Source organism: Streptomyces sp. NPDC007983 (genome assembly GCF_042958345.1).
Classification (GTDB): Bacteria; Actinomycetota; Actinomycetes; order Streptomycetales; family Streptomycetaceae; genus Streptomyces.
On the sequence record NZ_JBIBJI010000014.1, the window covers coordinates 54519 to 80917 of the forward strand.

Below are 26399 nucleotides of genomic sequence, written 5' to 3' on the forward strand. Positions count from 1 at the left end.
GATCACACCCACGTCCTGGGGCGGTAGCGGTTGGCCCGCTCCACCAGTTCGATCCTTTCCTCGCCGCGCTGCGCGAGCCTGGCGAGTACCCGGTACGAGCGCTCGAGTCCGAACCGCAGCCCGCGCTCGTCCAGGCTGCTGCCGAGCAGCGGCGGCCGGGTCTGCCCCGGCGGCGCGCCGCTGCTGCCGGACAGTACCCAATCCAGCGCACTGCCCAGGACTTCCGTGCACAGCCGCTCGCGCCGCACCGCGTCGAGGCCGAACTCGCCCAGCCGCTCCACCTGGAGGGCGGCCGCCGTCAGATCGGCCAGCAGCGCCTCCCGCGCGGCGCGCTGGCGCAGCCGGGCCCGCACCGCGGCGACCCGGGCCGCCGTGTAGTGGATCGACGACTCCGGGACCGACTCCAGCACCCGCACCGCGTCCGCCCGGTCCCCGGAGCACAGCCGGACCCGGGCCAGCCCGAAGGCGGCGCTCACGAAGCTCGGATCGGTCGCCCACACGAGCCGGAAGTACTCCGCCGCGTTGTCCAGCTGGCCCAGCACCTCGGCGCAGACGCCGAGCGCCAGCTTCGGCGCGGGCTCCCCGGGGAACGCGTCGTAGACGGCGTCGAACGACAGCGCGGCCGTCTCGTGGTCACCGATGGCCAGCGCGTGCACCCCCCGGTACCAGACGATCCGCCAGTCGTCGCGGTACGCGGCCTCAAGGCCGGTCAGGGCGACGCCCGCCTCATGCGCCTGCCCCAGCTCCAGCAGGGCGCGCACCCGGCGCAGCCGCAGCTCGGGCGAGTCGACGGGCGCGGTGTGCAGCGCCGCGCCGACCTCGGCGGGCGGGGCGGACAGCAGCCCGGCCAGGAACCCGGCGTTGGGATCGGACGGATCCACCAGCGGCACGGGCAGGGCGAGCGCGGTCGCCCGGGTGTCCAGCGGCGCGATCGCGGGCAGCGCCAGGACCGGTGGGCCCTGCGCCGGTACGGGGCCGCTCGGCGGCGCGCCCCGGCCCGCCGCCCGCCCGCCCAGCAGGGACGGGTCCTGGCCCTGCTCGGCGAACAACACCGTGTCCACCACGCGGGTCTCCGGCCCGAAGAGAGTCGACAGCGCGGGCCGGGGCCGCCCGGTCTGCAGCGCCACGGCCTCCCGCAGCACACCGGTCAGCTGGTCGGCCATCTCCTGCGCGGAGGAGAACCGGCGCCCCGGGTCGGGGTCGGTGGCCCGCACCAGCAGCCGGTAGAAGGACTCGTACCGCCGGAAGACCTCGATGTGCTCGGGGTCCGGGAGGCTGTCCACGAAGACGTTCGTATAGCCCTGGAAGTCGAAGGTGAGCACCGCGAGCGTGCGCGCCACCGTGTACAGGTCGGAGGCGACCGAGGGGCCCTGCTCCGCGACCTCCGGGGCCTGGTAGCCGACCGTGCCGTAGATGGCGCTGTCCACGTCGTCCAGCCGCCGCACCGCGCCCATGTCGATGAGCTTGAGCTGGTCCTGCTGCTGTATGGCGTTGTCGACCTTGAAGTCGCAGTAGAGCAGATTGCGGCTGTGCAGATGCCCCAGGGCCTCCAGCGCCTCGATCCCGTACGCGCACGCCTGCTCGACCGGCAGCGGATCGCGCCTGCCGTCCGGGGCACGCCGCTCGTTGGCGATGTCCTTGAGGGACTTGCCGCCGACGTACTCCATGACGATGTAGCCGTCGAGACTGCCCGTGCTCTGGTCCAGGTGCTCGACGAAGTTGTAGATCCGGACGATGTTGGAGTGCTCGATCTCGGCGAGGAAGCGGCGCTCGGAGACGGCGGCCGCCAGCGCCTCCTCGTCGCCGGTGTCCAGCAGGCCCTTGAGCACCACCCAGCGGTCCGACACCGCGCGGTCGATGGCCAGATAGATCCAGCCGAGCCCGCCGTGCGCCAGACAGCCCGCCACCTCGTACTGCCCGTGCACGATGTCGCCGGGACCGAGCTTCGGCACGAACGAGTAGGGGTGACCGCACTTGGTGCAGAAGCCCTCGGTGCGGCCCGGCCGGTCGCCACGGGCGCGGCCCACCGGCGCCCCGCAGTCGCCCCGGCTGCAGAACCGCTTCCGCTCCGGCACCTCGGGATTGGCGAGCACCGCCGAACGCGGATCGGGGCGCGGCACTCCGGGGACGCTGACCAGGCCCGCCCCCAGCGCGTTCCGCCCCGAGGCGGACGAGGAGGGGCCGGAGCCGCGCACCGAGACCGAACGCGAGGAGCGCCCGGAGACGGAGCGGGACAGCCGCCCGGACACCGAGCGCCGGGACGACGACGACCGCGACGGCCGGGACGCGCCCGAGGAGCGCGACGACGAGGAGCCACGGCCCCCGCCGCCCCCGCCGCCCGCGACGCCGGTGGGCGGTGAACTCACCATGCCCTGCGGGGAGACCACCGGGGCCATCCCACAGGTGTCGCAGTACAGCTCGCCGCCGCCCACGTCCTCGTACGCCCCGCCGCACTCGCGCCGCTGGCAGGTGACGACGTCACTCATAGCGCTCCCCCTCGCCGCCGTGATCGGCGGTGCTGCGATCGGCGGCACCGTGACCGGCGGGGTCCTGCTGCCGGGGCGCGAACGCCTCGGCGGCCGCCCGCTGATAGCGCAGGACCGCCTGCTCGGCGGCGCGCAGATCGCACGGGGCGCTCCACAGCATCCGGCGCGCCATGTCATACCGCTCCACCAGCAGCGGATCCTCCGCCATACCGTGCCGGGCGACCTTCGCCTTGTACGCGTCCAGCCGGCCGCGCAGCTCGGCGCGGACCGCGAGCGGCGCGGTCACCGCCGTCAACGACTCGCGGGCGCGCAGCAGTTCGTCGTCGGCGCGCTGCTCCAGGCTGTCCAGCAGCGGGGAGAGCCGGTGCCACTGGGAGCGGCGGCGGTAGTCGGCGGCCGCGACCAGCTGCTCGTGCAGCGCGGTCGGCGGGCCGCTGACCGCGGGCACCTCGGACGCCGCGATCTTCGCCAGCACCTCACCGCGCGCCTGCCGGGCCTCCGCGAGGGTGCGATCGGCGCGGGAGAGCACATCGCGCAGCCGCATCAGACGCCGCTCGGCGTCCTGCCGGACGTCCAGGACGGCCTCGATCTCGCGCCGCACGTCGTCCAGGGCGCGGGCGGCGCGGTCGTAGCGGACGGTGTCGGGGCTGCCGCCGCCGGGCGCCGAACTTCCGGCGGCGGGTTTCCAGAAGGCGAGCGGATCGGAGACCACCTCGGCGCGCAGCGCGGTCAGCTCGGCGGTGATCTGCTCCAGATCGTCGCCCGAGGGATGCTCCCCGGGCCGCACCCCGACCGAGTGGGCGAGCGAACGGGTGCGGTGCAGCTCGGCGGAGAGCATGTCGATCCGGGCGGGCAACGCGGACCACACGGCGTCGGCCGTGACGATGACGTCCAGCGCCTCGGCATACCAGCGGTTCATCCGGTCGGTCAGCTGCTCCAGGCTCAACTGCTCGCTGAGCAGCGGCGTGCCGGTGAGCGTGGCGGTGCTGGGCAGGGTGATACCGGGGCCGCGCAGCAGCTCGGTCAGCTCGGCCAGCTCGCCCGGGGTGGACCAGCGGTGCCGGGAGCGCACCTCGCGGGCCCGCTGGAGGGCGTCCGTGTACGCGTCGAAATAGCTCCACAGCAGGGAGATGGCCTGTTCGGTGGTGGCCCACCGGTCCTTGGTGACACCCGTCAGCTCGGCACCCTCGAGCAGCCTTCTGCCCGCGTGGTCCTGGAGGGCGAGCAGCGACGTCTCGATCGCCTCGTGCTCGGCGCCGAGCCTCGCCAGCGCACGGTCCACCTCTTCGCGGCCCATGGCCGGCCCCTCGGGTGTCCCCGTGGAGCCGGGGAAGGGTCCCGGGACCCCCATCGATCACCTCTCCGAGTCCGTGTCCGTATCCGTCAGGCGTGATCCGTCTGCTGCGACATCCCTACGCGTGGGGACCGGGCGCTAATCCTTGCCGGTCGCTCAACTCCTGGCCCTCCTCACTGGGGCCCCCTCACTTGGCCCTCAGTTCTTGGCCTCTCAGTTCTTGGCTCCTCAGTTTTTGCCCCTCAGTTCTTGGCCCCTCAGTTCTTGTACAGGGGATCCGGAGGTGCCGGGTTCCGCTGTGTCCTGCCGAAATCCTCCGCGAGCCAGGTGCGGTAGGCGCGCTGCCAGGGGCTGTCGGCGCCACCTCTGCGGTAGTCCTCCAGGACCTTGTTGACCCGGCGTACCAGGTCGTCGTCCTTCTTGTTCATCGCCACGCCGTACAGCTCATCGGTGAATCGGGGGCCGACCAGCTTGACGGAGGGGTCCTGGGCGGCCTGGCCCGCCGCCAGCGCGTTGTCCGTGATCACTGCGTCCACCTGCCCCATCTGGAGCCTGACCAGGCAGTCCAGCTGGTTGGGAACGGGCTTCACCTTGATCGCCCCGAGCGCCTTGGCGCCCTTTTCCGGGTCGTCCAGCACGGCCTCGGCGGTCGAACCCTGCGCCATGCAGACCCTCTTGCCGCGCAGGGTCGTGTTGTAGCCGGTGATGGACGAGCCATCGGGGACCAGCACCTGCTGTCCGGCCTGGAAGTAGGCGGTGGAGAAGGCCACGTCCTTGATCCGGTCGCAGTTGATGGTCATGGTGCGCACCACGATGTCCACCTTGTTCTGCTGGAGGGCCTTGATGCGCTGGCTGGTCGGGACGGTGCGGTAGATGACCGCGTCCGGATCGCCGAAGATGTCCTTGGCGATCGCGCGCACGAGGTCGATGTCGAACCCGGTCAGCTCACCGGTGGCCGGGTCGCGATAGCCCCAGCGGTAGCTGTTCTGGTCGACGCCCGCGATCAGCTTGCCGACCTTGTGCCCATGGATCCTCCGGTCCTTGATCCGCTTGATGGCCTTACCGCTCGCGCCCGAGGGCCGCAGGCTCGCCTCCGGCTTCTCACAGTCCTCTGCCGCCGCCTCCGAACCGGCGCCCAGGGTGTGCGGACCCAGGCGGGACCGGTCGGACGGCCGGGACTGCCGGGCGTCGCCCCCGCCGTCCACCAGCGCGGGCCCCACGATGGCCGTGGTCACCCCGAGGGCGCACACCACCGCGGCGAGGCCCGAGCGCAGCCGCGCCGACCGGAATCGCGCCGATCGCAGCCGTCCCGATCGCAGCCGTGTCGATCGCAAATGCGTCGATCGCAGTCGTGCCGGTCGCATGTCTCCGCCCCCCATCGCCGTCACCGGTACTCCGACAGCCTGCGGCCTATGCCCAGAACCGCGCCCGCCGCGCCCAGCACCGCCAGCGTCCCGGCCCCGGCCGCCATCCCGGTGAACGCCCCGCGCCCGCTGTCGGCGGCCTGCTGGAACTGCCGCTGCTCATGGTCCAGCGCCTTCGCCAGCTCGTCGTCCACCCGGTCGAAGGACTCGCCCGTGCTGTCCTTGGCGCCGATGACCTTCTCCAGCGCGCCCTTGTAGTCGCCCGCGTCGTCGGCGCCGCGCGCCGCCTTGTGGCGGGCCTGCCACGTGCGGACCGCCGTGGCGGCCGCCTCCACCGGCTCCCGGCCCCCGCTGTCGTCCGCGAGCTGCCGCGCCCGGCCCAGCAGGCTGCCCTTGGCGGGACGGCTGCCGGACTCGCGGCCGACGAGCCCGGACATCCGGGAGGCGTAGCTGACCTCGTAGGCGTCCTTGCCCTTGTCGGCGCCGTCCTTGTCGACGACGACCGCGCCGCGCGCGACCAGCGTCAGGTTCTCGTCGGCGCGGGCCCGCAGCGAGGCGATCCGCGCCTCGTTGAGCACCCGCAGGGACTTCGCCCCGTGGTCGTCGGACTCGTTCAGATCGGCGCGGGCGATGGCATGGCCGACCACCAGCCACGCCAGCACCACCGCGGCGGCGGCGGACGCGCCCAGCAGACCGTGGTTGAACACGCGGTTGGTCCGCCGGTAGTTGCGGCGCTGGGCCCAGCCCAGGGCGGCCAGCGCGGCCACGCCCACCCCCATCGCCGCCCAGGGCCAGGACTTCGCGTCCCCGTAGTCCTCGCCGAGCCGGGCGGTCTCCACCTCGTACAGCCGGTCGGCGGCGGGCAGCAGCCGGGTGCGCATCGTGTCGTTCGCATACCGCAGATACGCGCCGCCCAGCGGCAGGCCCTGGCGGTTGTTGGCGCGCGCGGACTCGACCAGGCCCGTGTAGACCGGCAGCAGTTGGCTGATCTTCCGTATCTCGGCGCGCGCCGAGGCCGAACCGTCCGTGTTGGCCGCGGCCCGCACCAGCAGCTCGGACGCGGTGCCGATATCCCGCTCATACCGCCGCTGCACCGCGGCGGGCTCCTGGCCGCCCGCCAGGAAGCCGCTCGCCGCCGTGGTGTCGGCGTCGGCCAGCGAGCGGTAGATCCGTGCGGCGTCCGCGCTCAGCGGCTGGCTGTGCTCGGCCACCGCGTCGGCCGCGGTCTCGCGGTCGGAGACCTGCCAGGCCGTCACCGCCCCGAACGCCACCACCAGCGCGGCCAGCACGGCTCCGATGATCCGCAGCCGCCCGGGCTCCGTCGTGGCCGCGGTCCGCAACCGGTCCAGGCCCTCCCGCCACGCGGTCCGCGGCGGCGGGGCCGCGGGCGCGGGCGGCGGCGCGGGTCTGCCGATGGCCGACAGATGTGACACAAGACCTCCCCCTTGGTCCGGACCCCACGGTCACTGTCCGCAGAAGTATGGACCGCGCCCACCGACCAGGTCACCGGTCTTGCCTGGATCTTGCTCGGATCGCGATCTCCCCTCCCCACTCTGATTACGCTCGGGAGGGACTTCCGGTTCCCCTTTCGTCACCGTCAGTTTCCGTGACGCCCTTTCGCGCACGCTGCGTTGCCGCCTGCGTTGCCGCCCCCTCGGCCCCGTCGTAGTGCGCGCGCAGCCGGCCGTACGCCGCCGGTGGCGCGCCGGTGCGGTCCAGGCCGAGCAGCGCTGCACCGAGCACGGGCGGGGCCGTGACGACCCGGGGCGCGGCCTTCGGGGCGCGCTCCGCGAGGAGCGCGCGGACCCGGTCGTCCAGCTGCGGATGCCGGGCGGCCAGCACCCCGCCGCCCAGGATGACCGGCGTCTCCTCGGCCAGGAGGTCCAGCCGGGTCAGCGCGACCGTGGCCATCGTGACCACCTCCTCCGCCTGGCGGTCGACGATCGCGCGCGCGACCTTGTCGCCGCCAGCGGCCACCGCGAACAGCACCGGGGTCAGCGCATAGCGGTGGGACGGCTCCAGCCGCCCCAGGTGGACGGCCTCGATCAGCTCGTACATCGTGCTCAGGCCGAAGTGCGCGGGGAGGGCGCGGGCCAGCTCGGTCGGCTCGCCCCGGCCGTCCTCCGCGCGGGCCGCCCACCACAGCGCCTCCTCCGACAGGAAGCCCCCGCCGCCCCAGTCGCCGGAGAGCCGCCCGATGGCGGGGAAGCGGGCGGTGCGCCCGCCGTGGCCCAGCCCGGCGCAGTTGATACCGGCGCCGCAGACGACGGCGACGCCGGTCGGCTCGCCGTCGTCCGCGACCCCGGCCCGCAGCAGCGCGAAGATGTCGTTGGCGACCGTGACGGTGTCGCCCCAGCCGTGGCCGGCCAGCGCCTCCGTCAGCTCCTCCTCCTCGCTCGGCAGATCGGCGTTGGCCAGGCACGCGGAGACGTGCCCCACCCGCGGCGGACCGGAGCCGCCGGCCTGCCGTGCCGCCTCCTCCACCAGCCGCGCCAGCCCGCCGACGGCCCGCTCGGTGCCCACGACGGGCGGCCGGAAGCCGCCGCCGCGGGCCGTGCCGAGCACGGTGCCGTCCGGGCCGACCAGCGCGACGTCGGTCTTGCTGTTGCCCGCGTCGATCGCCAGCACGGACGGCCCCGGCGCGGCGGAGGAGGCCGGTGCCGAGGCGGTGGTGGCCGGTGCGGAACCGGCCGGTTCGGACTGCGTCAGGCCCACGCCAGGTGCTCCCGGTTGTGCGCGATCAGGTCGTCGGTCAGCTTCTCGGCGTAGTCGATCTGGCCGATGAGGGGGTGGGAGAGCAGCGCCTGGAAGACACGCTCCCGCCCGCCCTTCAACGCTGCCTCCAGCGCCAGGTGTTCATACGCCGTGACGTGGGAGACCAACCCGGCGTACAGCGGCTCCAGGGGGCGCACCGGAAGGGGCTTCGCGCCCTGCGCGTCCACGGTCGCCGGGACCTCGATCACCGCGTCGTCGGGCAGGAAGGGCAGCGTGCCGTCGTTGAACGCGTTGACGATGCGCACCTCCCCGCTGTCGCGCAGCAGCGACGAGGTCAGGTCGACCGCCGCCTCCGAGTAGAACGCGCCGCCGCGCCGGCTCAGCAGCTCCGGCTTCTCCTCAAGCGCGGGGTCGCCGTACATCTCCAGCAGTTCGCGCTCGATCGCCGCGACCTCCGCCGCCCGCGACGGCTTGGTGCGCAGCTCCCGTACGACGGCGTCGTGCTGGTAGTAGTAGCGCAGGTAGTAGGAGGGGACGACGCCCAGCCGGTCCACCAGGTCGCGCGGCATCCGCAGGTCGTCCGCGATCGCCCCACCGTGCTCGGCGAGCAGCTTGGGCAGCACGTCCTCCCCGTCGGGTCCGCCGACGCGCACCGCCCGCTCCCAGGTGAGGTGGTTGAGGCCGACGTGCTCCAGCGTCACCTCCCCGGGCGCCACGCCCAGCAGCTTCGCGAACTTGCGCTGGAAGCCGATGGCGACGTTGCACAGGCCGACGGCCCGGTGCCCGGCCGTCAGCAGCGCCCGGGTCACGATGCCGACCGGGTTGGTGAAGTCCACGATCCACGCGTCCGGATTGCGGCGGCGTACCCGCTCCGCGATGTCCAGCACGACGGGTACGGTACGCAGCGCCTTGGCGAGCCCGCCCGCGCCGGTGGTCTCCTGGCCGACGCAGCCGCACTCCAGCGGCCAGGTCTCGTCCTGTTCGCGCGCCGCCTGGCCGCCGACGCGCAGCTGGAGCAGCACCGCGTCGGCGCCGTCCACGCCCGCGTCCAGGTCGTCGGTCCAGGAGATCTTCCCGGGGTGGCCCTGCTTGGCGAAGATCCGGCGGGCGAGCCCGCCGACCAGCTCCAGCCGGTCCGCAGCCGGGTCGACCAGGACCAGCTCCTCCATCGGGAGCGCGTTCCGCAACCGGGCGAACCCGTCGATGAGTTCGGGGGTGTAGGTGGACCCACCCCCCACGACTGCGAGTTTCAACCCTTGACTCCTGTCAGTGTGACGCCTTCGACGAAGGCTTTCTGGGCGAAGAAGAAGACGATGATGACGGGGGCCATGACCAGCAGTGTCGCGGCCATCGTCAGATTCCAGTTGACGCTGTGCGCGCTCTTGAAGCTCTCCAGCCCGTAACTGAGCGTCCAGGCGCCCGGATTCTGCGCGGCGTAGATCTGCGGGCCGAAGTAGTCGTTCCAGCAGTAGAAGAACTGGAAGAGCGCGACGGCCGCGATGCCCGGCTTGGCCATCGGAACGATGATGCGCAGCAGGGTACGGAACTCACCGCAGCCGTCGACCCGCGCCGACTCCAGGTATTCCTTCGGAATCGTCAGCAGGAACTGGCGCAGCAGGAAGATGGAGTACGCGTCCCCGAACGCCATCGGGATGATCAGGGGCCACAGCGACCCCGACAGATGGAACTGCTGCGCCCACACCAGATACATGGGCACCACGACGACCTGCGGCGGCAGCATCATCGTCGAGATGACCAGGAGCATGGCGGTACGGCGGCCGCGGAAGCGGAACTTGGCGAGCGCGTACGCGACCGGAATGGACGAGCAGAGCGTGAACAGGGTGCCGAGCACCGCGTACATCAGCGAATTGCGCCACCAGTCGAGGAATCCGGGGGTCCGGAAGACATCGGCGTAATTCGACCAGTGCCATTCGGTGGGCCACAGGGCGCCGCTCATCGCCTGGCTGTCGCTCATCACGGCGGTCAGGAAGACGAAGACGAACGGCAGCAGGAAGAAGAGGGCCGCGGCGATGGCGACGGTGTGCACGGCGATCCAGTGGAGCGCGGCGCGGCGGCGGGCGGCCGGGGCGGGGGAGCGCCGGGGCCGGGGGCGGACGGGCGCGGAGGGCGCCGTGAGAGTGGTGGTTGCGGTCATGGCGGACGGTCCTCTCAGTCCTCGGCCGACAGCAGGCCGGCGCGCCGGCGCATCAGCAGCGTCGTCACTGCCATCGCGATCGCGAAGAGTACGAGCGAGAGCACGCAGGCGGCTCCGGTGTTGAAGTTCTGGAAGCCGAGCGAGTAGACGAGCTGCGGCACGGTGAGGGTGGAGTGGTCGGGATAGCCGGGCTGGATGACCGAACCGGGCCCGATGGTGACGCCGGAGGCGAGCTTTCCGGCCACCAGCGCCTGGGTGTAGTACTGCATGGTCTGGACGACGCCCGTCACGACCGCGAACATCACGATCGGGGTGATCGACGGCCAGGTCACATAGCGGAACTTGTGCAGCGCCCCGGCGCCGTCCAGCTCGGCTGCCTCGTACTGGTCCTTCGGCACGTCCAGCAGCGCCGCCATGAAGATGACCATGAGGTCGCCGATGCCCCACAGGGACAGCAGGACGAGCGAGGGCTTGGCCCACGCCGGGTCGTTGAACCAGTTGGGGGCGGAGATCCCGACGTTTCCGAGGATGTCGTTCACCGGGCCGGTGCCGGGGTTGAGCAGAAAGACGAAGGCGACCGTGGCCGCCACCGGGGGAGCCAGATACGGGAGGTAGAACGCGGTGCGGAAGAAGCCGACCCCGGCCTTGACCTTGGTCACCAGAAGGCCGATCCCGAGGCCGAAGACGACCCGCAGCGCGACCATCACCACGACCAGCCAGAGCGTGTTCCACAGCGCCGGGCCGAACAGCGGCATCTGCTCGAATACGTACCGCCAGTTCCGCAGCCCCACGAAGGTCGGGGCCTCGATCTGGTTGTAGTGCATGAAGGAGAAATAGATGGTGGCGACCAGCGGATAGCCGAAGAAGACGGTGAAACCGACCAGCCAGGGGGAGAGGAAACCGAGGGTGCGCAGCCGCCGGCGCATGGCCTTACGGCGCAGGGCGGGGGAGTTCATCACTGTGGCCATGTCGCGCTCCGTCAGTTCTGGGCCTGGAGGTTGTCGGCGTCGATTTCCTTGTCGAGTTCCCTCAGCCCCTTGTCCAGGTCGTGCACCTTGCCCCCCTCGACGCCGTAGGAGAAGTCCTGGAGGGAGACCACGTACTGTCCGCCGTTGATCGAGGCGGGCAGGGCGGTGCTGTATCGGTTCTGCGCGATGTCCAGGAAGGCACGGAAGGTGGGGTCCGGGTCGAGTTTGGGGGAGGTGAGCGCCGCCTTGGTGGACGGCACGTTGTGGATGGCGTTGGCGAAGGAGACGACCTGGTTGGTGTCGGCGGTCAGGAATTTCACCAGTTCCCATGCCGCGTTCTGGTGCTTGCTGCTGTGCCCTATGCCGATCACCGTTCCGGTGAGATAGCCCCGGCCGTAGGTCTCGGGCTTGTCGTCGGGCACCGGCAGGGGAGCGGTGCCCCACTTGAATTTCGCGCCCTTCATGAACAGTCCGCGCCATTCGCCGTCCATGTGCATGGCCAGCTTGCCGGTGAGGAAGGCGTTCTGCGAGGACATCTCGTCGCCGAAGGTGGTACGGAACTTCTCCAGCGGACCGTAGCCGCCCTGGCTCTGTACCAGATCCCGCGTGGTGGCGAAGAAGTCCTTTGCGGCGCTGCCCTTCGCCAGCCGCGCCTTTCCGTCCTTGCCGAAGTAGGTCGGCCCCCACTGGGCGAAAAGCCGGTCCGGGCTGTTCTGGTAGAGCCGGAAGTTCGGCATGAAGCCGACCCGCTCGTAACCGCCGTTCTTGGTGCGCTTGGTCAGCTTGACGGCGTCCCGCTTGAGCTCCGACATGGTGCGTGGCGGGCGGGAGATCCCGGCCTCCCGGAACGCGTCCTTGTTGTAGTACATCCCGTACGCGTCGGCGAGCAGCGGCAGCGCGCACTGGTCGCCGTCATAGCTGGTGTAGTCCAGCAGCGTCTTGGGGAAGACCTTGTTCTTGTCCAGGCCGGTCTTCTGCATGAACGGGTCGAGATCCGCCCACATCCCGGACGAGCAGTACTGTCCGACATTGTTGGTGGTGAACGACGAGGCCACGTCCGGAGCGTCGTCCCCGCCGGCTCGCAGCGCCTGGTTCAAGGTGGCGTCGGTGACATTGCCGGTCGCCTTCACCTTGATGTTGGGGTGGAGCTTCTCGAACCGGGCGATGCTGGCGTCGATCGCCTTGACCTCGTTCTTGTCCGACCAGCCGTGCCAGAACTTCAGCGTGACGGGTTTGGACGGATCGTCGGTCGCGCTGCCGGTGCTGGGATTGGCACAACCGGTCAGCAGCAGGGCACCGGCGCTCAGTACCGGGACGAGGACAGCCGGCATTCGGGGCATGGGGGTACTTCCTTTACTGCGGGGGACGGCAGGGGAAGCGGCGGTACGGGCGCCGGATGGACGGTGAATTTCAGGCGGTGTCTCAGGCGGTGATTCTCAGGTGGTGAATCTCAGCGGTGAATCTCAGGCGGTGATTCTCAGCGGTGAATCTCAGGCGGTGATTCTCAGGCGGTGTCGAAAACGGTGTTACGCGCATCGGCGACCGCCTGACGCAGCGCGCCGATGAGTATCGGATCCCCCTCGATATCGCTGATCCGCAATTCCGGCCGGGGCAGTGCCAGCCCCGTCAGCTCGGCCTCGACCAGCTCGCGCAGCCGCTCCCCACCGGCCTGCGCGACTTCCCCCGACAGCACCACCAGCTCCGGGTCGACCACCGCGACGACGGAGGCGAGCCCGGTGGCCAGCCGCCGGGCCAGCTCGGTCAGCACCTGATCGCCCGCCCCCGGGGTGCGCAGCGCGGTGGCGAGCGCCTTGGCGGCCGTGGGCGCCTCGATGCCGTGCTCCCGGGCCAGCTCCACGACGGCGGGGGAGCCGACCAGCTTCTGGAACCCGCCGCCTCCGTCCGGCGCGGCCGCCGCGTCCGGTCCGCCGCGGGCGAGCGGCGCGCCCGGCAGCGGCATGTAGCCGATCTCCCCGGCTCCGCCGGTGGCCCCGCGCAGCAGCGTGCCGCCGAGCACGATGGCCGCGCCGACCCCCTCGTCGGCCCAGACGAGGGCGAAGTCGTCGAAGTCCTGGGCGGTGCCGTGGTGTTGTTCGGCGACGGCCGCCAGGTTGACGTCGTTCTCGATGACGATCGGCGTGTGCAGCACCTCGGCCAGCTCGTCCCGCAGGGCGCGCGACTGCCAGCCGGGCAGGTGCGGCGCGTAGCGCAGCTTCCCGGTGCGCGGGTCGAGGGCGCCGGGGGTGCCGATGACGGTCCCGTGCAGATCGGACCGGTCGAGCCCGGCCGCGGCCAGGGCGCCGTCGACGGCCTCGGCCACCAGCTCCGCGGTGCGGCCGGTCAGGGACTCGTCGGTGGTGGGGGCGGTCACCCGGTGCTCGCCGACCACCTGGCCGGTGATGTCGGCGACGGCGGCGGTGATGCCCTCCTGGTCGACGGCGAGCGCCGCGACATGGGCGGCGGCCGGGTTGATCTCGTACAGCTGGGCGTTGGGTCCGGGCCGCCCGGTCACATTGCCGGTCGGCCGGACCAGCCCGGCGGACTCCAGGCGGGTCAGCAGTTGTGAGGCGGTCGGCTTGGACAGCCCGGTCAGCTCCCCGAGCCGGGTCCGGGTCAGCGGGCCGTGCGCGGCCAGCAGGTCCAGCGCGGCCCGGTCGTTCATGGCGCGCAGGACCCGGGGGGTCCCGGGCGTGCCGTTGGGGGTGTTGCCGGGGGGTGGTGCGGCCATGGTGGTGCCCCGCCTCACTCTGTTAAGAAACTTTCCTATTGATGAAGAGGAAAGTAAGACGCTTCCGGGGCGGCGTCAATGGGTGTGAGCGTCCGGATTTGGTGTCTTCTTGGCGAAGCCATGGACCTGGCATGGACAAGACACCGAGAGAGTGGCCTATCGACCATATGGATCACTCACAGGGGGCCAGGTGACATCGTCTTCTTTCAGGTCGTCTTCCTTCCGCATGCGCGCGGCCTTGGTGATAGCGACGGCACTGCCGCTCACGGTGGGCATACCCGTCGCTCAGGCCGACTCCGCACCGCCCGGACGGGACACCCTGAGCGCGACCAAGCCCGCCTGGGCCACGGCGAGTTCGGACCGGGGTGCCGCCGCCGACAGCGGTAAGGTCACCGCGCGCGTCTACCTCGCCGGGCGGGACGCCAAGGGGCTCGCGGACTACGCCGCCGCCGTGTCCGACCCCTCCTCGCCCACGCACGGCAAGTACCTGACGGCCCGGCAGACCCGGGCGCGGTTCGGGCCGACCCGGCAGCAGACCGACGCCGTGACCAACTGGCTGCGGGGCGCCGGGCTCACCGTCACCGGCCACAACGAGCACTACGTCTCGGTGACCGGCCAGGTGGCCGCCGCCGAGAAGGCGTTCGGCACCCAGCTGCACAACTACACCAAGGACGGCACGGTCTACCGGGCCCCGGCCAAGGCCGCCACCGTGCCCGCCTCGCTGAACGGCGCCGTCCTCACCGTCGTCGGCCTGGACAACGCGCCCAAGCGGGCCAGGCACATGGCCACCCAGGGCGAGACGCTGCCGCCGCCAGGTGCGGTCTTCAAGAACGCCGGGCCGTTCTCCAGCTACTACGGCTCCCGGACCGACAAGAGCCTGCCCTCCGCGTACGGCGCCAAGCAGCCGTACGCCATCAAGGGGTACACCGGCAAGCAGCTGCGCGCCGCCTACGGCGCCAAGTCCCGCAACACCGGCAAGGGCGTGACGGTCGCCATCACCGACGCCTTCGCCTCGCCGACCATCGCCGCCGACGCCGCCCGCTACGCGAAGCGCAACGGCGACCCCGGCTATCGCAAGGGCCAGCTGACGCAGGTGCTGCCCGCCGAGTACCGGAACACCGAGGACTGCGACGCGAGCGGCTGGTACGGCGAGGAGACCCTCGACGTCGAGGCCGTGCACGCGCTGGCCCCCGCGTCCGACCTCGTCTACGTCGGCGGCGCGTCCTGCACCGACGACGACCTGCTGGACGCGCTCGCCAAGGTCGTCGACAACCGGCTGGCCGACATCGTCTCCAACTCCTGGGGCGACGTGGAGGCCAACCAGACCCCGGACCTGGCGCTCGCCTACGACCAGATCTTCCAGCAGGGCGCGGTCGAGGGCATCGGCTTCTACTTCTCCTCCGGCGACAACGGCGACAACGTCGCCTCCACCGGCACCAAGCAGGTCGACACCCCCGCCAACTCGGCGTGGGTGACGGCCGTCGGCGGCACCTCACTGGCCGTCGGCAAGAAGAACACGTATCAGTGGGAGACCGGCTGGGGCACCACCAAGGCCACCCTCACGTCGGACGGCAGCAACTGGAACTCGCTGCCCGGCGCGTACACCTCGGGCGCCGGAGGCGGCACCAGCAAGACCGTGCCGCAGCCGTTCTACCAGCGCGGTGTGGTGCCCGACGCGCTCGCCCGGGCGAACGGCGGAACCGCCAAGCAGCGCGTCACCCCGGACGTCGCGGCCGTCGCCGACCCCAACACCGGCTTCCTGGTGGGGCAGACGCAGACCTTCCCCGACGGATCGCTCCAGTACGGCGAATACCGCATCGGCGGCACCTCGCTGGCCGCCCCGGTGATCGCCGGCGTCCAGGCGCTGGCCCAGCAGGCGGGCGGCGGACGGCCGCTCGGCTTCGCCAACCCGTCGCTGTACGGCCGGTACGGCACCGCCTCGTACCACGATGTGACCGACCATCCGCTGGGCGCCGGGGTCTCGCTCGGCGTGGTCCGGGTCGACTACGTCAACAGCCACGACGCCTCGGACGGCCTGGTCACCTCGCTGCGCAGCCTCGGCCGTGACAGCTCGCTCAGCGCGGTCGTCGGCTACGACGACGTGACGGGGGTGGGCACCCCGGCCGCCGGATACCTGGCGTCCTTCGGCGCGCACCGACGCTGATCCGCCGCTGATCCGCGCCTGCGCCCGCCGTGCCGCCCGTCCCCTCGCTTCGAGGGGGCGGGCGGTTCACTTCGAGGGGGCGGGCGGCGTCGTCGTGGGCGGCGTGAGGGGACTGGCCGCGGCGGACTGCGGGGACTCCGGGTTGGCCAGCGCGGACGGCGCGGTCATGGACGCCGTCGCGTCGACCGGCTCGCCTGCCGGATCGCCCTCGGGCGGGCGGCCGACCAGCTGGATGCCCGCCTCGTTCAGCGCCTTCTTGATCCGCCAGCGCAGCTCGCGCTCGACATCGAGGGACTTGCCCGGCATGGTCCGCGCCGAGACCCGGACGATCATGGAGTCCAGATAGACCGCGGTGAGCCCCAGCACCTCTATCGGCTCCCACAGCCGCTCGTTCCACGGCTCGTCCTTGGCCATGTCCACGCCGACCTGGTTGATCACCTCGCGGACCCGGTCCAGGTCCTCGTCGGCACGTATCTGGACATCGACCCCGGCCGTCGCCCAGCCCTGGCTGAGGTTGCCGATCCGCTTGACCTCGCCGTTGCGGACGTACCAGATCTCCCCACTGTCCCCGCGCAGCTTGGTGACCCGCAGACCGACCTCGATCACCTCGCCGGAGGCCACCCCCGCGTCGATCGAGTCACCCACCCCGTACTGGTCCTCAAGGATCATGAAGACGCCGGAGAGGAAGTCGGTGACCAGGTTGCGGGCGCCGAAACCGATCGCCACACCCGCCACACCGGCGCTCGCGAGCAGCGGCGCCAGGTTGATCTGCAGGGCGGAGAGGATCATCAGCCCCGCGGTCCCCATGATCGCGAACGAGGCGACGGAGCGCAGCACCGAGCCGATGGCCGCGGACCGCTGCCGCCGCCGTTCGACGTTGACCAGCAGCCCGCCGAGCGCGGTGCCGTTCACGGCCTGGGCCGTGCGGTTCATGCGCTCGATCAGCTTGGTGATCCCCCGCCGCACGGCGGACCGTAGGACGAACGCGATCACCAGGATCAGGGCTATGCGCAGCCCGACGCTGAGCCAGGTGGACCAGTTCTCCTCCACCCAGCCCGCGGCGTTGGTGGCGCTCCTGTGCGCATCGTCCAGAGTCGGGGTCGTGGGACGAGGCGTCGAGTCAGCGGCCAGAGCAGCGGACCAGAACACAGCGGAAACCCTTCGTCTACGGCATGCCCGCGCGGATGGCGCACGCGCAATTCCTTCACACAGTAGCCGGGCGCGGGAAAGTGCCGTTCCTGTGTTCGAGAGCGCGCGAGCGCGCCCGGGGGGCGCACGAAAGCAGGGGGAACGGCCTCAGCTCGCGGTTTCCGCCGCCGCCCGGGGGCCGGTCGTCCGCAGGGCGCCCCGAAGGTCGCCCGGGGCCGTGATTCTTGCCACTCCAGCGAAGCTCTAGTGGGCCTCGTGTGCAGTGTGGGCGGGTCGTGGGCGGGTCGTATACGCGCGGTACGCGGAAATGCCTCTCAACCGTTAACCCGGTGATAGTGGCGTTCCGGCCAGGGTTCAGGGGAAACTGGGGGAGATCGTCCCGGCGCGAGCCACGCGCCGCCGGCGTACAAGGAGGCATCCGTGCCGCATGTCCTGGTCCTCAACGCGTCGTACGAGCCGCTCGGCGTCGTACCGCTCCGCCGCGCGCTCATTCTCGTCCTCAATGACAAGGCCATCAGCCTCGAGGACTCAGGCGCCCTGATGCACAGCGCGACCCGTGCGATCCCCGCTCCCAGCGTCGTCAGGCTGAAGCGCTTCGTGCGGGTGCCCTTTCGCGGACCCGTCCCGCTCACCCGCCGCGCCCTGTTCGCCCGCGACGGCGGCAGATGCGCCTACTGCGGTGGCGTCGCAACCAGCGTCGATCACGTCATCCCGCGCAGCCGTGGCGGGCAGCACACCTGGGAAAACGTGGTCGCCGCATGCCGCAGGTGCAACCATGTCAAAGCCGACCGGCACGTCGCCGAGATCGGCTGGCGGCTGCGCCATCAACCCGCGCCGCCGTCCGGCCTCGCCTGGCGCATCATCGGCACCGGCCATAGGGACCCGCGCTGGCTGCCATACCTGGAGGCATTCGGCGCGGACGACGCGATGGCCCGGATCGACGGCAAATCCGCCTGAGATACCGGGCCGGCGCTTTTTCGGGACCGGGTCCCGCCGGCAGGTGCCCCCGACCGTCGAGGTGGGGGCACCGCACGGTGATGGGGCCTATTTCTTCGTTTTCTCCGTTTTCTCCGCCGCGTACGCCGCTACCGACCAGAGCGAGTAGCCGAAGCGGGTGCCGCGCTCGATGCCCTGGATCCGGACGAACCGGGTGTCCGGGGCGTCCACCCCCACCATCTCCAGGCCGCCCTTGCCGTCGGTGACGGTCGCCGCCGTGCGCCAGGTGCGTCCGTCCGCCGAGACCTGGACCCGGTAGCGCGAGGCGTACGCGTCCTGCCAGCGCAGATCGAGCCGCCCGAGGTGGGTCGGGCGGGCCAGTTCGAGCTGGAGCCAGGCGCCGTCCTCGGCGGGGGAGGACCAGCGGGTCCCGGGGTCGCCGTCGACGGCGGCGGAGGCGGGGAAGTCGGGGGTCTCGTCGCCGGACGAGGTCGCCTTCGTGCCCTTCGCGCGGGCCAGGTCGGGGCCGCTGGTGCGGGGCAGGGCCCGGACGGTCAGCATGCGCTGCTGCGACCCGAAGCGGACCGGAACGGCGTACGCGCCCGGCTTGGTGTCCTTGTCGACGGAAACCTCGATCCGGGCGGTCGCCGTGGCCCCGCGCGGGGCCGTCACCCCCTCCGGGGCCCGGGCCGTGATGCCGCGCGGGGTGCGCAGCGTCAGCTCGTCGTTCACATCGCCCGGGCGCAGTGAGGTCAGCTCGGCCTTGATGGTCGCGGACCGGCCGCCGACCTCGGCGTCCACGGACTCCCGCGACAGCCGCAGCTCGGCGGCCGGGGTGTCGGCGAACCAGGGGGTTATCTCGTGCACGGTGGGCGGCGTGGTGCCCGCCGCCCAGCTCAGCCGGACCGCGTCGGCGCGTATGCCCTTGCCGCCGACCTGCGTGAAGCCGTCCGCGGCCAGCGCGCCGAGCCGGCGCCAGCCCTCGCCCGGCACATGGGCCTCGACGGTGCCCGAGCCCTCCGCGGACCGCCCGGTGAGTGCGGAGACCGAGGACAGCGGGCGGGTGCGGCCGAAGCGCACGGTGACCGGTTTGCCCGGGGAGGCCACCGTGGTGGTCGCCTTGCCGTCCGCGGCCGCCTGATCGGCCTCGCGCGTACGGAGCTTCTCCTTGCCGGACCGTTTCACGCCGGACCAGTCGTCCGCCTGGGCCAGGGCCTTCTTCAGGAAGGGGTCCAGCACGTCCTTGCCGACCGTGACCCGGCTGCCCGCGATCTTCTCGCGCAGCCCCTCCACCGCCAGCCGGGCCGTCCACGCCTTGTCGCCGTCGCCGTGCGCCTGGGCGGTGAGCATGTCCACCGCCCGTACGCCCGCGTCGCCGTAGCGCCCGAGCTGGTCGAGCCAGGGCCGTACGTCGTCGCCCAGCGTCCCGGACAGCCGCTCCGGGGCGTCCCGCATCGTGGCGAACGCCGCGCGCAGCCGGTCCGCCGCCCGGTCCAGCCGCCCCACGTCCGTACGGCCGACCGCCGACCAGAAGGCGTCGGTCAGGGGCCGCAGATACGCGGACTCGTCGCCGCCGAGCACCGAGGACGCGTCGTTCCCGGCGAGCGCGTGCAGCGCCGCGCGGGTCTTGCCGTCCGGTCCGGCCAGGTCGTCGATGGCCGCCTGCCAGGACTCCTGGGGGCGGTAGCCGCGCGGGTTCCAGGCGAAGTCGGCCGCCGTGAACAGCGGGATGCGGGACGCGGTCGGCTGCTCCATGGCGTTGGCCAGTAAGGCGGCGGACTGGGTGGCCACGGCCGGGTCCCGGCCGGTGTAGGGGCCGAGGAAGATCCGGTCCTGGGCGTAGTCGTTGACCGGGTAGTTGTCCATGGTGACCAGCCGGTGGCCGAAGGCGGCCCGGGCGCCGGCCAGCTCACCGCCGGTGATCGTCCGGGGCACCACCCCGACGCCGGTCCAGGCCACCTCGACGGCGGTGTCGAGATCGGCGGCCAGCGCGCGCCGGAAGTCGGTGTCGCCGTCCTGGTAGTACTCGGTCGGCATCAGCGAGAGCGGGGCCGCGTCCGGGTGCCGCCCGGCCAGGTGACGGGCGACCGCGTTGGCCATCCTGGCCTGCGCCTTCGCCGCCGCCTCGGGGCCGGAGCCGAAGGTGTCGGCATCCTTGCCGCAGTGCCACTCGCTGTAGCTGACGTCCTGGAACTGGAGCTGGAAGGAGCGCATCCCCAGCGCCCACATGGCGTCGACCTTCTTCAGCAGCGCCTTCAGATCGCTGTCGGAGGAGAAGCACATCTCCTGGCCGGGGGAGACCGCCCAGCCGAGGGTCACATGGTTGGCGCGGGCGCGGGTGGCCAGCTCGCGGAACTCCTCGCGCCGCTCGGCCGGGTACGGATCGCGCCAGCGGGCCTGGCGGTACGGGTCGTCGCCGGGCGCGTACAGGTAGCGGTTCTGCTTGGTGCGGCCCATGAAGCCGAGCTGGGCCAGCCGGTCCCGGTGCGACCAGGGGGAGCCGTAGAAGCCCTCGGTGGTGCCGCGGACCGCCGTACCGGGCCAGTCGCGGACGGTGACCCCGGCGAACGCCTTGGCGTCCTGGTCGCCCTTCCGCTGGACGAGCAGCTGGCGCAGCGTCTGGACGGCGTGGAAGAGGCCGTCCGATCCGACGCCGTCCAGCGCGACCGTGGCGCGCCCGTCCACCCGGCCGGTGGCCAGCCGGTAGCCGCCGGACGGGAGGTCGCCGCGCTCCGGCGCCCGCAGCGCACGCAACGCGGTCTGCGCGCCCTTGCCTCCGGCGTGCACCACGAGCCCGCGCGCCGGGGGTGTGCCCCCCGGGGCCCCTGGGGTCGCTTCGGTGACCGTACGCACCCCCGCGTCGTGGAGCAGGGAGCGCAGCGCGTCCAGCGCGTACGGATCGGCGTCGCCGTCGGCTATCAGCGTGGCCTCGCCGGATATCGCCACATCCGTCCCCTGTGCGCGCAGCGACTGGGGTCGCGGCCAGACCGGCGGCACGGCTCCGGCGCTGTTCCGGTCCGGTGTGGAGGTCCCGGCGGTGCCGGGATGATCCACGGGTGCGGCGCTCGCCCCCTGGGCGCCGCCGAGCAATCCGCCGATGACCGCGGCCGCCATGGCCGTCGCCCCCACTGCCCTCGGCTTCTTCCCCCGGAAGTGCACGGGCGTCTCCTCGATTCAGATAGCCGGCCCCGTCTTTCTGGCCACAAAAAGGCGCCAATCGGCGACGAGCCCACCAGTACGCCGGTGAGGGTGTCAACGCGCATGACCGAACTGTCGGCATTGCCGCGACCGCGGTGGTGCCGACGGTTGTGTGCACCCTGCGGGCCGCCCCCTGCGCGCCGTCGTGTCGCCCCCGCAAGTCTGACGGATGAAGGCGGCCTCTGTCCGTAAGCTCTGTGTTCCCGACCCCTCCCGGCCGCGAAATCGCCTGTCCCGCGGGTGTGACGTACGGCACGTCCAGGCATCGTTTACGTCTGCGGCCGGATTGAGTGGGTAGGGCTCGTCATTGACACACTGCCGACACCCCACGGAGGTCCGTGTGGCCGCGTCAGCTCTTCTCCCCACCGCCCTGTCCAAACCCGTGCCCGAGGTCGTCGTGCGCGAGCCGGACCCGTTCGCCGGGGTCTCCGACCCCGACTGCGGACTGTGCGGCCTCGACGGCTTCGGGTCCGGTGTCGCCACCGAGGCGCCCCTCACCAGCGAACCCCCACTCGCCGACAACATTCCCCTGACCAGCGAGCCCCCACTCGCCACCGAACTGCCTCTCACCAGTGAGCCGACCGCCGCCGGGACCGGCGCGGGCGCGGCCATGGAGCCGATGGAGTACTGATGGGCAGAGCGCGGCTCGCCGAGCTGCACGGTGTCGCCACCTCTTACGAGCCCGCCCCGGGCCGCACCGTCCAGGTGCCCGAGGACACCGTCGTGGCCGTACTCGCCGCGCTGGGCGTGGACGCCTCCACCCCCCGATCAGTGAACGACGCGCTGGACCGGCACGAACGCCGACAGCGCGACCGGCTGCTACCCCCCTGCGTGGTCCTGCGCCCCGGCGGAACGCCGCGCCAGGCCCTGCCCGACGGCCTGGCCGAGGCCCTGCCCGACGGCACGGAGCTGCGCGTGCGCACCGAGGACGGCGCGCCACGCGGGTGGGGACCGGCGGCCGCCGAGCGCCCGTTATTACCCCTTGGCGCGCGCCCGGGCGCGGAACTCCCTCCGGGCGCGGAACTGTCCCTGAGTACGGAACTCTCCCTGGGCGCGGAGCTGCCTCCGGGTACGGAACTGCCCCTGGGTACGCACACCCTCACCGCGCACGCCCCCGACGGGCGCACCGCCACCGCCGCCCTCATCGTGGCCCCCGGCCGGATGCCGTCACCCCCGGCCCGCACCCACGGCTTCCTCGTCCAGCTCTACTCGCTGCTGTCCGCCCGCTCCTGGGGCATGGGCGACCTCGGCGACCTGGCCGACCTCGCCGCCTGGTCCGGGCGCGCCTTCGGCACCGGATTCATCCAGCTCAACCCGCTGCACTCGGCGGTGCCCGGCACCCCGGCCGCCCCCACCGACCCCTCCCCCTACCGGCCCTCCTCGCGCCGCTTCCCCGACCCCGTCCACCTGCGGGTCGAGAACGTGCCCGAATACGCCCACCTCCGCGGCGCCGCCCGCGAGCGGGCCGACCGGCTGCTGGAGGCCGCGGCCGCGCTCCGTACGTCCGTCCTGCGCGACGGCGCCCTGATCGACCGGGACGCGGTCTGGGCCCTCAAACGCGAGGCCCTGGAGCTGGTCCGGGCCGTCCCCCTCAGCCCAGGCCGCCGGGCCGCCTACCGCGACTTCCTCGCCGAGCGCGGCCAGGCCCTGGAGGACCACGCCCTGTGGTGCGCCCTCGCCGAGACGTACGGCCCCGACTGGCGCGGCTGGCCCGACGGCCTGGCCGACCCGCGCTCCGCCCGCACCGCCCGCGCCCGGGGCGAGCACCTGGACCGCGCCGACTTCCACTCCTGGCTCGCCTGGCTCACCGACGACCAGCTCGCCGCCGCCCAGCGCGCGGCGCTCGACGCGGGCATGGGCATCGGGCTGGTGCACGACCTGGCCGTCGGGGTGCACCCCTCGGGCGCCGACGCCTGGGCCCTGCAGGACGTCTTCGCCTCCGGCATGTCCGTCGGCGCGCCCCCCGACGCCTTCAACTCCCGGGGCCAGGACTGGGGCCTCCCGCCCTGGCGCCCCGACGCCCTCGCCGCCACCGGCTACGCCCCGTACCGCGAGCTGCTGCGCGGCCTGCTGCGGCACGCGGGCGCGCTGCGCATCGACCATGTGATGGGCCTGTTCCGGCTGTGGTGGGTCCCGGAGGGCCGCCCGCCGACCGAGGGCACGTACGTGCGGTACGACGCGGACGCGATGCTCGGCGTGCTCGCCCTGGAGGCGCACCGGGCGGGGGCCGCGGTCATAGGGGAGGACCTGGGGACCGTCGAGCCCGGCGTACGGGAGGCCCTGGCCGGGCGGGGCGTGCTCGGGACGTCGGTGCTGTGGTTCGAACGCGACTGGAACGGCGACGGCCCGGCCCGTCCGCTCGCCCCCGAGGAGTGGCGCGCCGACTGCCTGGCCACGGCCACCACGCACGACCTCCCCAGCACCGCGGCCCGGCTCACGGGCGACCACGTCGCCCTGCGCCACCGGCTGGGCCTGCTCGCCCGCCCGCTCGCCGCCGAGCGGGCCGCCGAGGCGGCCGAGGTCGCCGAGTGGACGGAGCTGCTGGGGCGGCTCGGCCTGCTGCCGGAGGGCCCGGGCGACGAGGAGGCCGCGATCAGGGCCGTTCACCGCTTCCTGCTGCGGACGCCGGCGCGGATGGTGGGGGTGTGGCTCCCGGACGCGGTGGGGGACCGGCGACCGCAGAACCTGCCGGGCACGTGGGATCAGTACCCGAACTGGCGGCTGCCGATCGCTGACGCGGCGGGGAGGCCGATGACCCTGGAGGACCTGGCGTCCTCGCCCCGCCTGCACGCCCTGATGACCACCCTCACCGAGGGCTCCTAGCCCCATCCGGGGCAGAGCCGGGGCGCGGGTCTCCGTCCCGGTCCCCGCGAGGCTGGTCGGCCCCACCTCGCCCCGGCGAGGCTTCGGCCCGGACCCCACCGGGGGATGTGGCCCCACCCCGCCCCTTCCCGAAACCGGGGGCAAGCCCCCGGACCCCCGACTGCGGGGCAGAGCCGGGGCTCCGGCCACCGGGGCGCGCTTGGCCACGGCCTGTGCCCGGTCGTGGTGGGCCGGGGCTGGGCCCCGGTTGGGGAGGGGCGGGGTGGGGGATTGCTGTCATGGACACAGCCACGACCGTAGAGGGGACCCATGCCCGGACGACTCCGCACCCTCGCCCTCGCCACCATGGCAGCCGCAGCCACGCTGATACCCACGGGCGGCGCCGCCGCCCAGGACGGCTGCGACACCCCCATCGCCAACGCGTCACAGCACGTCATCGAGGCCTGCGACACCCCCGCCCGCATCATCGACAAGGCCGTCCACACCGTCCCCACCCCCGGCCAGCTCGCCTGGCAGCAGCGGGAGGTCACCGCCTTCACCCACTTCGGCATGAACACCTTCACCGACCGCGAATGGGGCTCCGGCACCGAGGACGAGAAGCTGTTCGACCCCGCCGCGCTCGACTTCGGCCAGTGGATGCGCGCGTACAAGGCGGCGGGCGCCCGGCAGGTCATGCTCACCGCCAAGCATCACGACGGCTTCGTGCTCTACCCCAGCCGGTACACGGACCACGACGTGGCCGCCAGCCCCTGGTGGACCCGCGGTCCCGGCGGCAAGAACCCCGACGGGGACGTCCTCGGGGCGTACGTGAAGGCGGCAAGGGCGGCGGGGCTCAAGGTCGGGGTGTACCTCTCGCCCGCCGACGGGGCCGAGCTGCCGCACGCCTGGCACGCCCAGTGGGTCGAGAAGGTCAGACAGAAGCAGGCGAACGGCGAGCAACTGTCGCTGCCCGAACGCATGGCACTGGAGGACGCGGGCCGCGCACCCGCCGGGCAGGGCCGGTACGGCAACGGCAGCACGCCCACCGAGCGCACCATCCCGACCCTCGTGCCCGGCGACGACCGCGCCGCCGACGTCGCCTCCGGCAAGCTGCCCAGCTTCCGCTTCACCGCCGACGACTACGACGCGTACTACCTCAACCAGATCTACGAGATCCTCACCCAGTACGGCCCGATCGACGAGTTCTGGCTGGACGGCGCGAACCCCTGGTCGGGCGCCGGGGTCACGCAGAAGTACAACGTCACCAACTGGTTCCGGCTGATCCAGGACCTCTCCCCGGACACCGTCGTCTTCCAGGGCGCCCAGGGCGTGCGCTGGGTCGGCAACGAGGGCGGCGTCGCCCGCGAGACGGAGTGGTCGGTGACCCCGTCCGCCGTCGACCCCTGGACCGTGATCGGCGGAGGGCTGCCCAACGACTCGACCGACGCCGACATCGGCTCCCGGGCGAAGCTGACCGCCCCCGGCGTGAAGTACCTGCAGTGGTACCCGGCCGAGGCGGACGTCTCGCTGCGCCCCGGCTGGTTCCACCACCCCGCCGAGCGCCCCAAGACGGCCGCGCAGCTGATGTCGCTGTACGAGCGCAGCGTGGGCCGCAACGCCTCGCTGCTCCTCAACGTCCCGCCCGCGAAGAACGGCCGGATCGACGACGCCGACGTCGCCTCGCTGACCGCCTTCGGCGCGGCCGTGACGAAGACCTACGGCTCCGGCCTGCCGACCGGCGGCGGGCCCGTGACGTTCGACCGGGTGCGGCTCGGCGAGGACATCCGGTACGGGCAGCGGGTCGAGGCGTTCACCGTGCAGGCGCGGACGGCGGGGGCCTGGCGGGACATCGCCTCCGGCACCACCATCGGCGCGCGCCGCCTCCTGGCGCTGCCCGCGGCCGTGACCGCCGACGCGGTGCGGGTGCGGGTCCAGGAGTCCCGCGCGACGCCCCGGCTGCTGCCGGTGACCGTCCACCGGGCGCAGAAACCCCAAGGTCAGGCCGTCCACCGGGCGGAACGGCGTTAAGGGCCACCCCGCGCACGCGCCCCGCACGGACGTCCGATAGCTTGAGCGTGTGAGCAACAAGGTCAAAAAGAACGCCGTGCGCGCCGGTGCCGTCATCGCCGCGACGACGGTGATGCAGCTGATGTCGTCCCCCGCGTTCGCGCTCACCCGCGACGACGGTGACGACCCGGGTCCGGGCCTGAGCGTCGCCGAGACGCTGGGCCTCTTCGTCGTCGCCCCGATCCTTCTGTTCCTGGTGATCGCGGGCCTCGTCATGCTGGGTGACAAGAAGTCCCGTCAGCAGACCGACTGACGACGGGCGAGCGAAAGACGAAAGCGCTGAACGGCGCTGCGAGGGCGCCCCTGGCCGGACCGGCCGGGGGCGCCCTCGTCGTATGCGGGTACCCCTCCCGGGTCAGCGGCCGCCACACGC

The 26399-nt window shown here is 72.5% G+C and carries 18 protein-coding genes; 6 read left to right on the forward strand and 12 right to left on the reverse strand.

Annotated features, from left to right (window positions below):
• Nucleotides 1-2 precede the first annotated feature (2 nt).
• The 10 genes from ACFZCY_RS32760 to ACFZCY_RS32805 all read right to left on the reverse strand — a co-directional run bounded on the left by ACFZCY_RS32760 (nucleotide 3) and on the right by ACFZCY_RS32805 (nucleotide 13710).
• Complete coding sequence (locus tag ACFZCY_RS32760; RefSeq protein ID WP_391181450.1) at nucleotides 3-2486, reverse strand: tetratricopeptide repeat protein; 2484 nt, start codon at nucleotides 2484-2486, stop codon at nucleotides 3-5.
• Nucleotides 2479-3837 carry a hypothetical protein gene (locus ACFZCY_RS32765; protein ID WP_391181453.1) on the reverse strand — a complete coding sequence of 453 codons (1359 nt, stop codon included), beginning with the start codon at nucleotides 3835-3837 and terminating at the stop codon, nucleotides 2479-2481. Before ACFZCY_RS32765 ends, ACFZCY_RS32760 begins: the two co-directional genes overlap by 8 nt.
• A gap of 200 nt (nucleotides 3838-4037) precedes the next feature.
• Nucleotides 4038-5144, reverse strand: coding sequence for a transporter substrate-binding domain-containing protein (locus ACFZCY_RS32770; protein ID WP_391181455.1), 1107 nt, complete (start codon nucleotides 5142-5144; stop codon nucleotides 4038-4040).
• Between the two features lie 20 nt (nucleotides 5145-5164).
• Complete coding sequence (locus tag ACFZCY_RS32775; protein ID WP_391181458.1) at nucleotides 5165-6577, reverse strand: hypothetical protein; 1413 nt, start codon at nucleotides 6575-6577, stop codon at nucleotides 5165-5167.
• Between the two features lie 124 nt (nucleotides 6578-6701).
• On the reverse strand, nucleotides 6702-7772 hold the full coding sequence (locus ACFZCY_RS32780; RefSeq protein ID WP_391181763.1) for a BadF/BadG/BcrA/BcrD ATPase family protein: 1071 nt from the start codon (nucleotides 7770-7772) through the stop codon (nucleotides 6702-6704).
• A gap of 77 nt (nucleotides 7773-7849) precedes the next feature.
• Nucleotides 7850-9112 carry a 6-phospho-beta-glucosidase gene (locus ACFZCY_RS32785; RefSeq protein ID WP_391181461.1) on the reverse strand — a complete coding sequence of 421 codons (1263 nt, stop codon included), beginning with the start codon at nucleotides 9110-9112 and terminating at the stop codon, nucleotides 7850-7852.
• On the reverse strand, nucleotides 9109-10014 hold the full coding sequence (locus ACFZCY_RS32790; RefSeq protein ID WP_391181464.1) for an ABC transporter permease subunit: 906 nt from the start codon (nucleotides 10012-10014) through the stop codon (nucleotides 9109-9111). Before ACFZCY_RS32790 ends, ACFZCY_RS32785 begins: the two co-directional genes overlap by 4 nt.
• Before the next feature lie 14 nt (nucleotides 10015-10028).
• Nucleotides 10029-10982, reverse strand: coding sequence for an ABC transporter permease subunit (locus tag ACFZCY_RS32795; protein ID WP_391181466.1), 954 nt, complete (start codon nucleotides 10980-10982; stop codon nucleotides 10029-10031).
• Nucleotides 10983-10993: 11 nt separating this feature from the next.
• Nucleotides 10994-12322, reverse strand: coding sequence for an extracellular solute-binding protein (locus tag ACFZCY_RS32800; protein ID WP_391181469.1), 1329 nt, complete (start codon nucleotides 12320-12322; stop codon nucleotides 10994-10996).
• A gap of 164 nt (nucleotides 12323-12486) precedes the next feature.
• Nucleotides 12487-13710, reverse strand: coding sequence for an ROK family protein (locus tag ACFZCY_RS32805; protein ID WP_391181471.1), 1224 nt, complete (start codon nucleotides 13708-13710; stop codon nucleotides 12487-12489).
• A gap of 226 nt (nucleotides 13711-13936) precedes the next feature.
• Between ACFZCY_RS32805 and ACFZCY_RS32810 the strand changes: the two genes are divergently transcribed.
• Nucleotides 13937-15874, forward strand: coding sequence for a protease pro-enzyme activation domain-containing protein (locus ACFZCY_RS32810; RefSeq protein ID WP_391181474.1), 1938 nt, complete (start codon nucleotides 13937-13939; stop codon nucleotides 15872-15874).
• A 66-nt stretch (nucleotides 15875-15940) separates the two neighbouring features.
• On the opposite strand, the gene ACFZCY_RS32815 is transcribed toward ACFZCY_RS32810, so the two are convergent.
• Nucleotides 15941-17023 (reverse strand): mechanosensitive ion channel domain-containing protein, encoded by a 1083-nt coding sequence (locus ACFZCY_RS32815; protein WP_391181476.1) that lies wholly within the window; start codon nucleotides 17021-17023, stop codon nucleotides 15941-15943.
• Between the two features lie 420 nt (nucleotides 17024-17443).
• Between ACFZCY_RS32815 and ACFZCY_RS32820 the strand changes: the two genes are divergently transcribed.
• Nucleotides 17444-17980, forward strand: coding sequence for an HNH endonuclease (locus ACFZCY_RS32820; protein WP_361481753.1), 537 nt, complete (start codon nucleotides 17444-17446; stop codon nucleotides 17978-17980).
• An 87-nt stretch (nucleotides 17981-18067) separates the two neighbouring features.
• Here ACFZCY_RS32820 and ACFZCY_RS32825 read toward each other — a convergent pair whose 3' ends face one another.
• Nucleotides 18068-21073, reverse strand: coding sequence for a beta-N-acetylglucosaminidase domain-containing protein (locus ACFZCY_RS32825; RefSeq protein ID WP_391181767.1), 3006 nt, complete (start codon nucleotides 21071-21073; stop codon nucleotides 18068-18070).
• Nucleotides 21074-21497: 424 nt separating this feature from the next.
• On the opposite strand from ACFZCY_RS32825, the gene ACFZCY_RS32830 reads away from it, so the two are divergent.
• The 4 genes from ACFZCY_RS32830 (at nucleotide 21498) to ACFZCY_RS32845 (ending at nucleotide 26279) form a co-directional block, all read left to right on the forward strand.
• A complete protein-coding gene (locus ACFZCY_RS32830) occupies nucleotides 21498-21788 on the forward strand; it encodes a hypothetical protein (RefSeq protein ID WP_361481750.1) in 291 nt (96 codons plus the stop codon).
• On the forward strand, nucleotides 21788-23980 hold the full coding sequence (malQ, locus tag ACFZCY_RS32835; protein WP_391181480.1) for a 4-alpha-glucanotransferase: 2193 nt from the start codon (nucleotides 21788-21790) through the stop codon (nucleotides 23978-23980). Before ACFZCY_RS32830 ends, malQ begins: the two co-directional genes overlap by 1 nt.
• Before the next feature lie 309 nt (nucleotides 23981-24289).
• A complete protein-coding gene (locus tag ACFZCY_RS32840) occupies nucleotides 24290-25987 on the forward strand; it encodes an alpha-L-fucosidase (RefSeq protein WP_391181483.1) in 1698 nt (565 codons plus the stop codon).
• Nucleotides 25988-26036: 49 nt separating this feature from the next.
• Nucleotides 26037-26279 (forward strand): hypothetical protein, encoded by a 243-nt coding sequence (locus tag ACFZCY_RS32845; protein ID WP_391181485.1) that lies wholly within the window; start codon nucleotides 26037-26039, stop codon nucleotides 26277-26279.
• Nucleotides 26280-26399: the final 120 nt, after the last annotated feature.

Bases quoted from the DNA above. Each gene is read 5' to 3' on its own strand.
- ACFZCY_RS32760 (WP_391181450.1), bottom strand. From the start codon at position 2,486: ATGAGTGACGTCGTCACCTGCCAGCGGCGCGAGTGCGGCGGGGCGTAC.
- ACFZCY_RS32765 (WP_391181453.1), bottom strand. From the start codon at position 3,837: ATGGGGGTCCCGGGACCCTTCCCCGGCTCCACGGGGACACCCGAGGGG.
- ACFZCY_RS32770 (WP_391181455.1), bottom strand. From the start codon at position 5,144: ATGCGACCGGCACGACTGCGATCGACGCATTTGCGATCGACACGGCTG.
- ACFZCY_RS32790 (WP_391181464.1), bottom strand. From the start codon at position 10,014: ATGACCGCAACCACCACTCTCACGGCGCCCTCCGCGCCCGTCCGCCCC.
- ACFZCY_RS32795 (WP_391181466.1), bottom strand. From the start codon at position 10,982: ATGGCCACAGTGATGAACTCCCCCGCCCTGCGCCGTAAGGCCATGCGC.
- ACFZCY_RS32800 (WP_391181469.1), bottom strand. From the start codon at position 12,322: ATGCCCCGAATGCCGGCTGTCCTCGTCCCGGTACTGAGCGCCGGTGCC.
- ACFZCY_RS32805 (WP_391181471.1), bottom strand. From the start codon at position 13,710: ATGGCCGCACCACCCCCCGGCAACACCCCCAACGGCACGCCCGGGACC.
- ACFZCY_RS32810 (WP_391181474.1), top strand. From the start codon at position 13,937: ATGCGCGCGGCCTTGGTGATAGCGACGGCACTGCCGCTCACGGTGGGC.
- ACFZCY_RS32825 (WP_391181767.1), bottom strand. From the start codon at position 21,073: ATGGCGGCCGCGGTCATCGGCGGATTGCTCGGCGGCGCCCAGGGGGCG.
- malQ (WP_391181480.1), top strand. From the start codon at position 21,788: ATGGGCAGAGCGCGGCTCGCCGAGCTGCACGGTGTCGCCACCTCTTAC.
- ACFZCY_RS32840 (WP_391181483.1), top strand. From the start codon at position 24,290: ATGCCCGGACGACTCCGCACCCTCGCCCTCGCCACCATGGCAGCCGCA.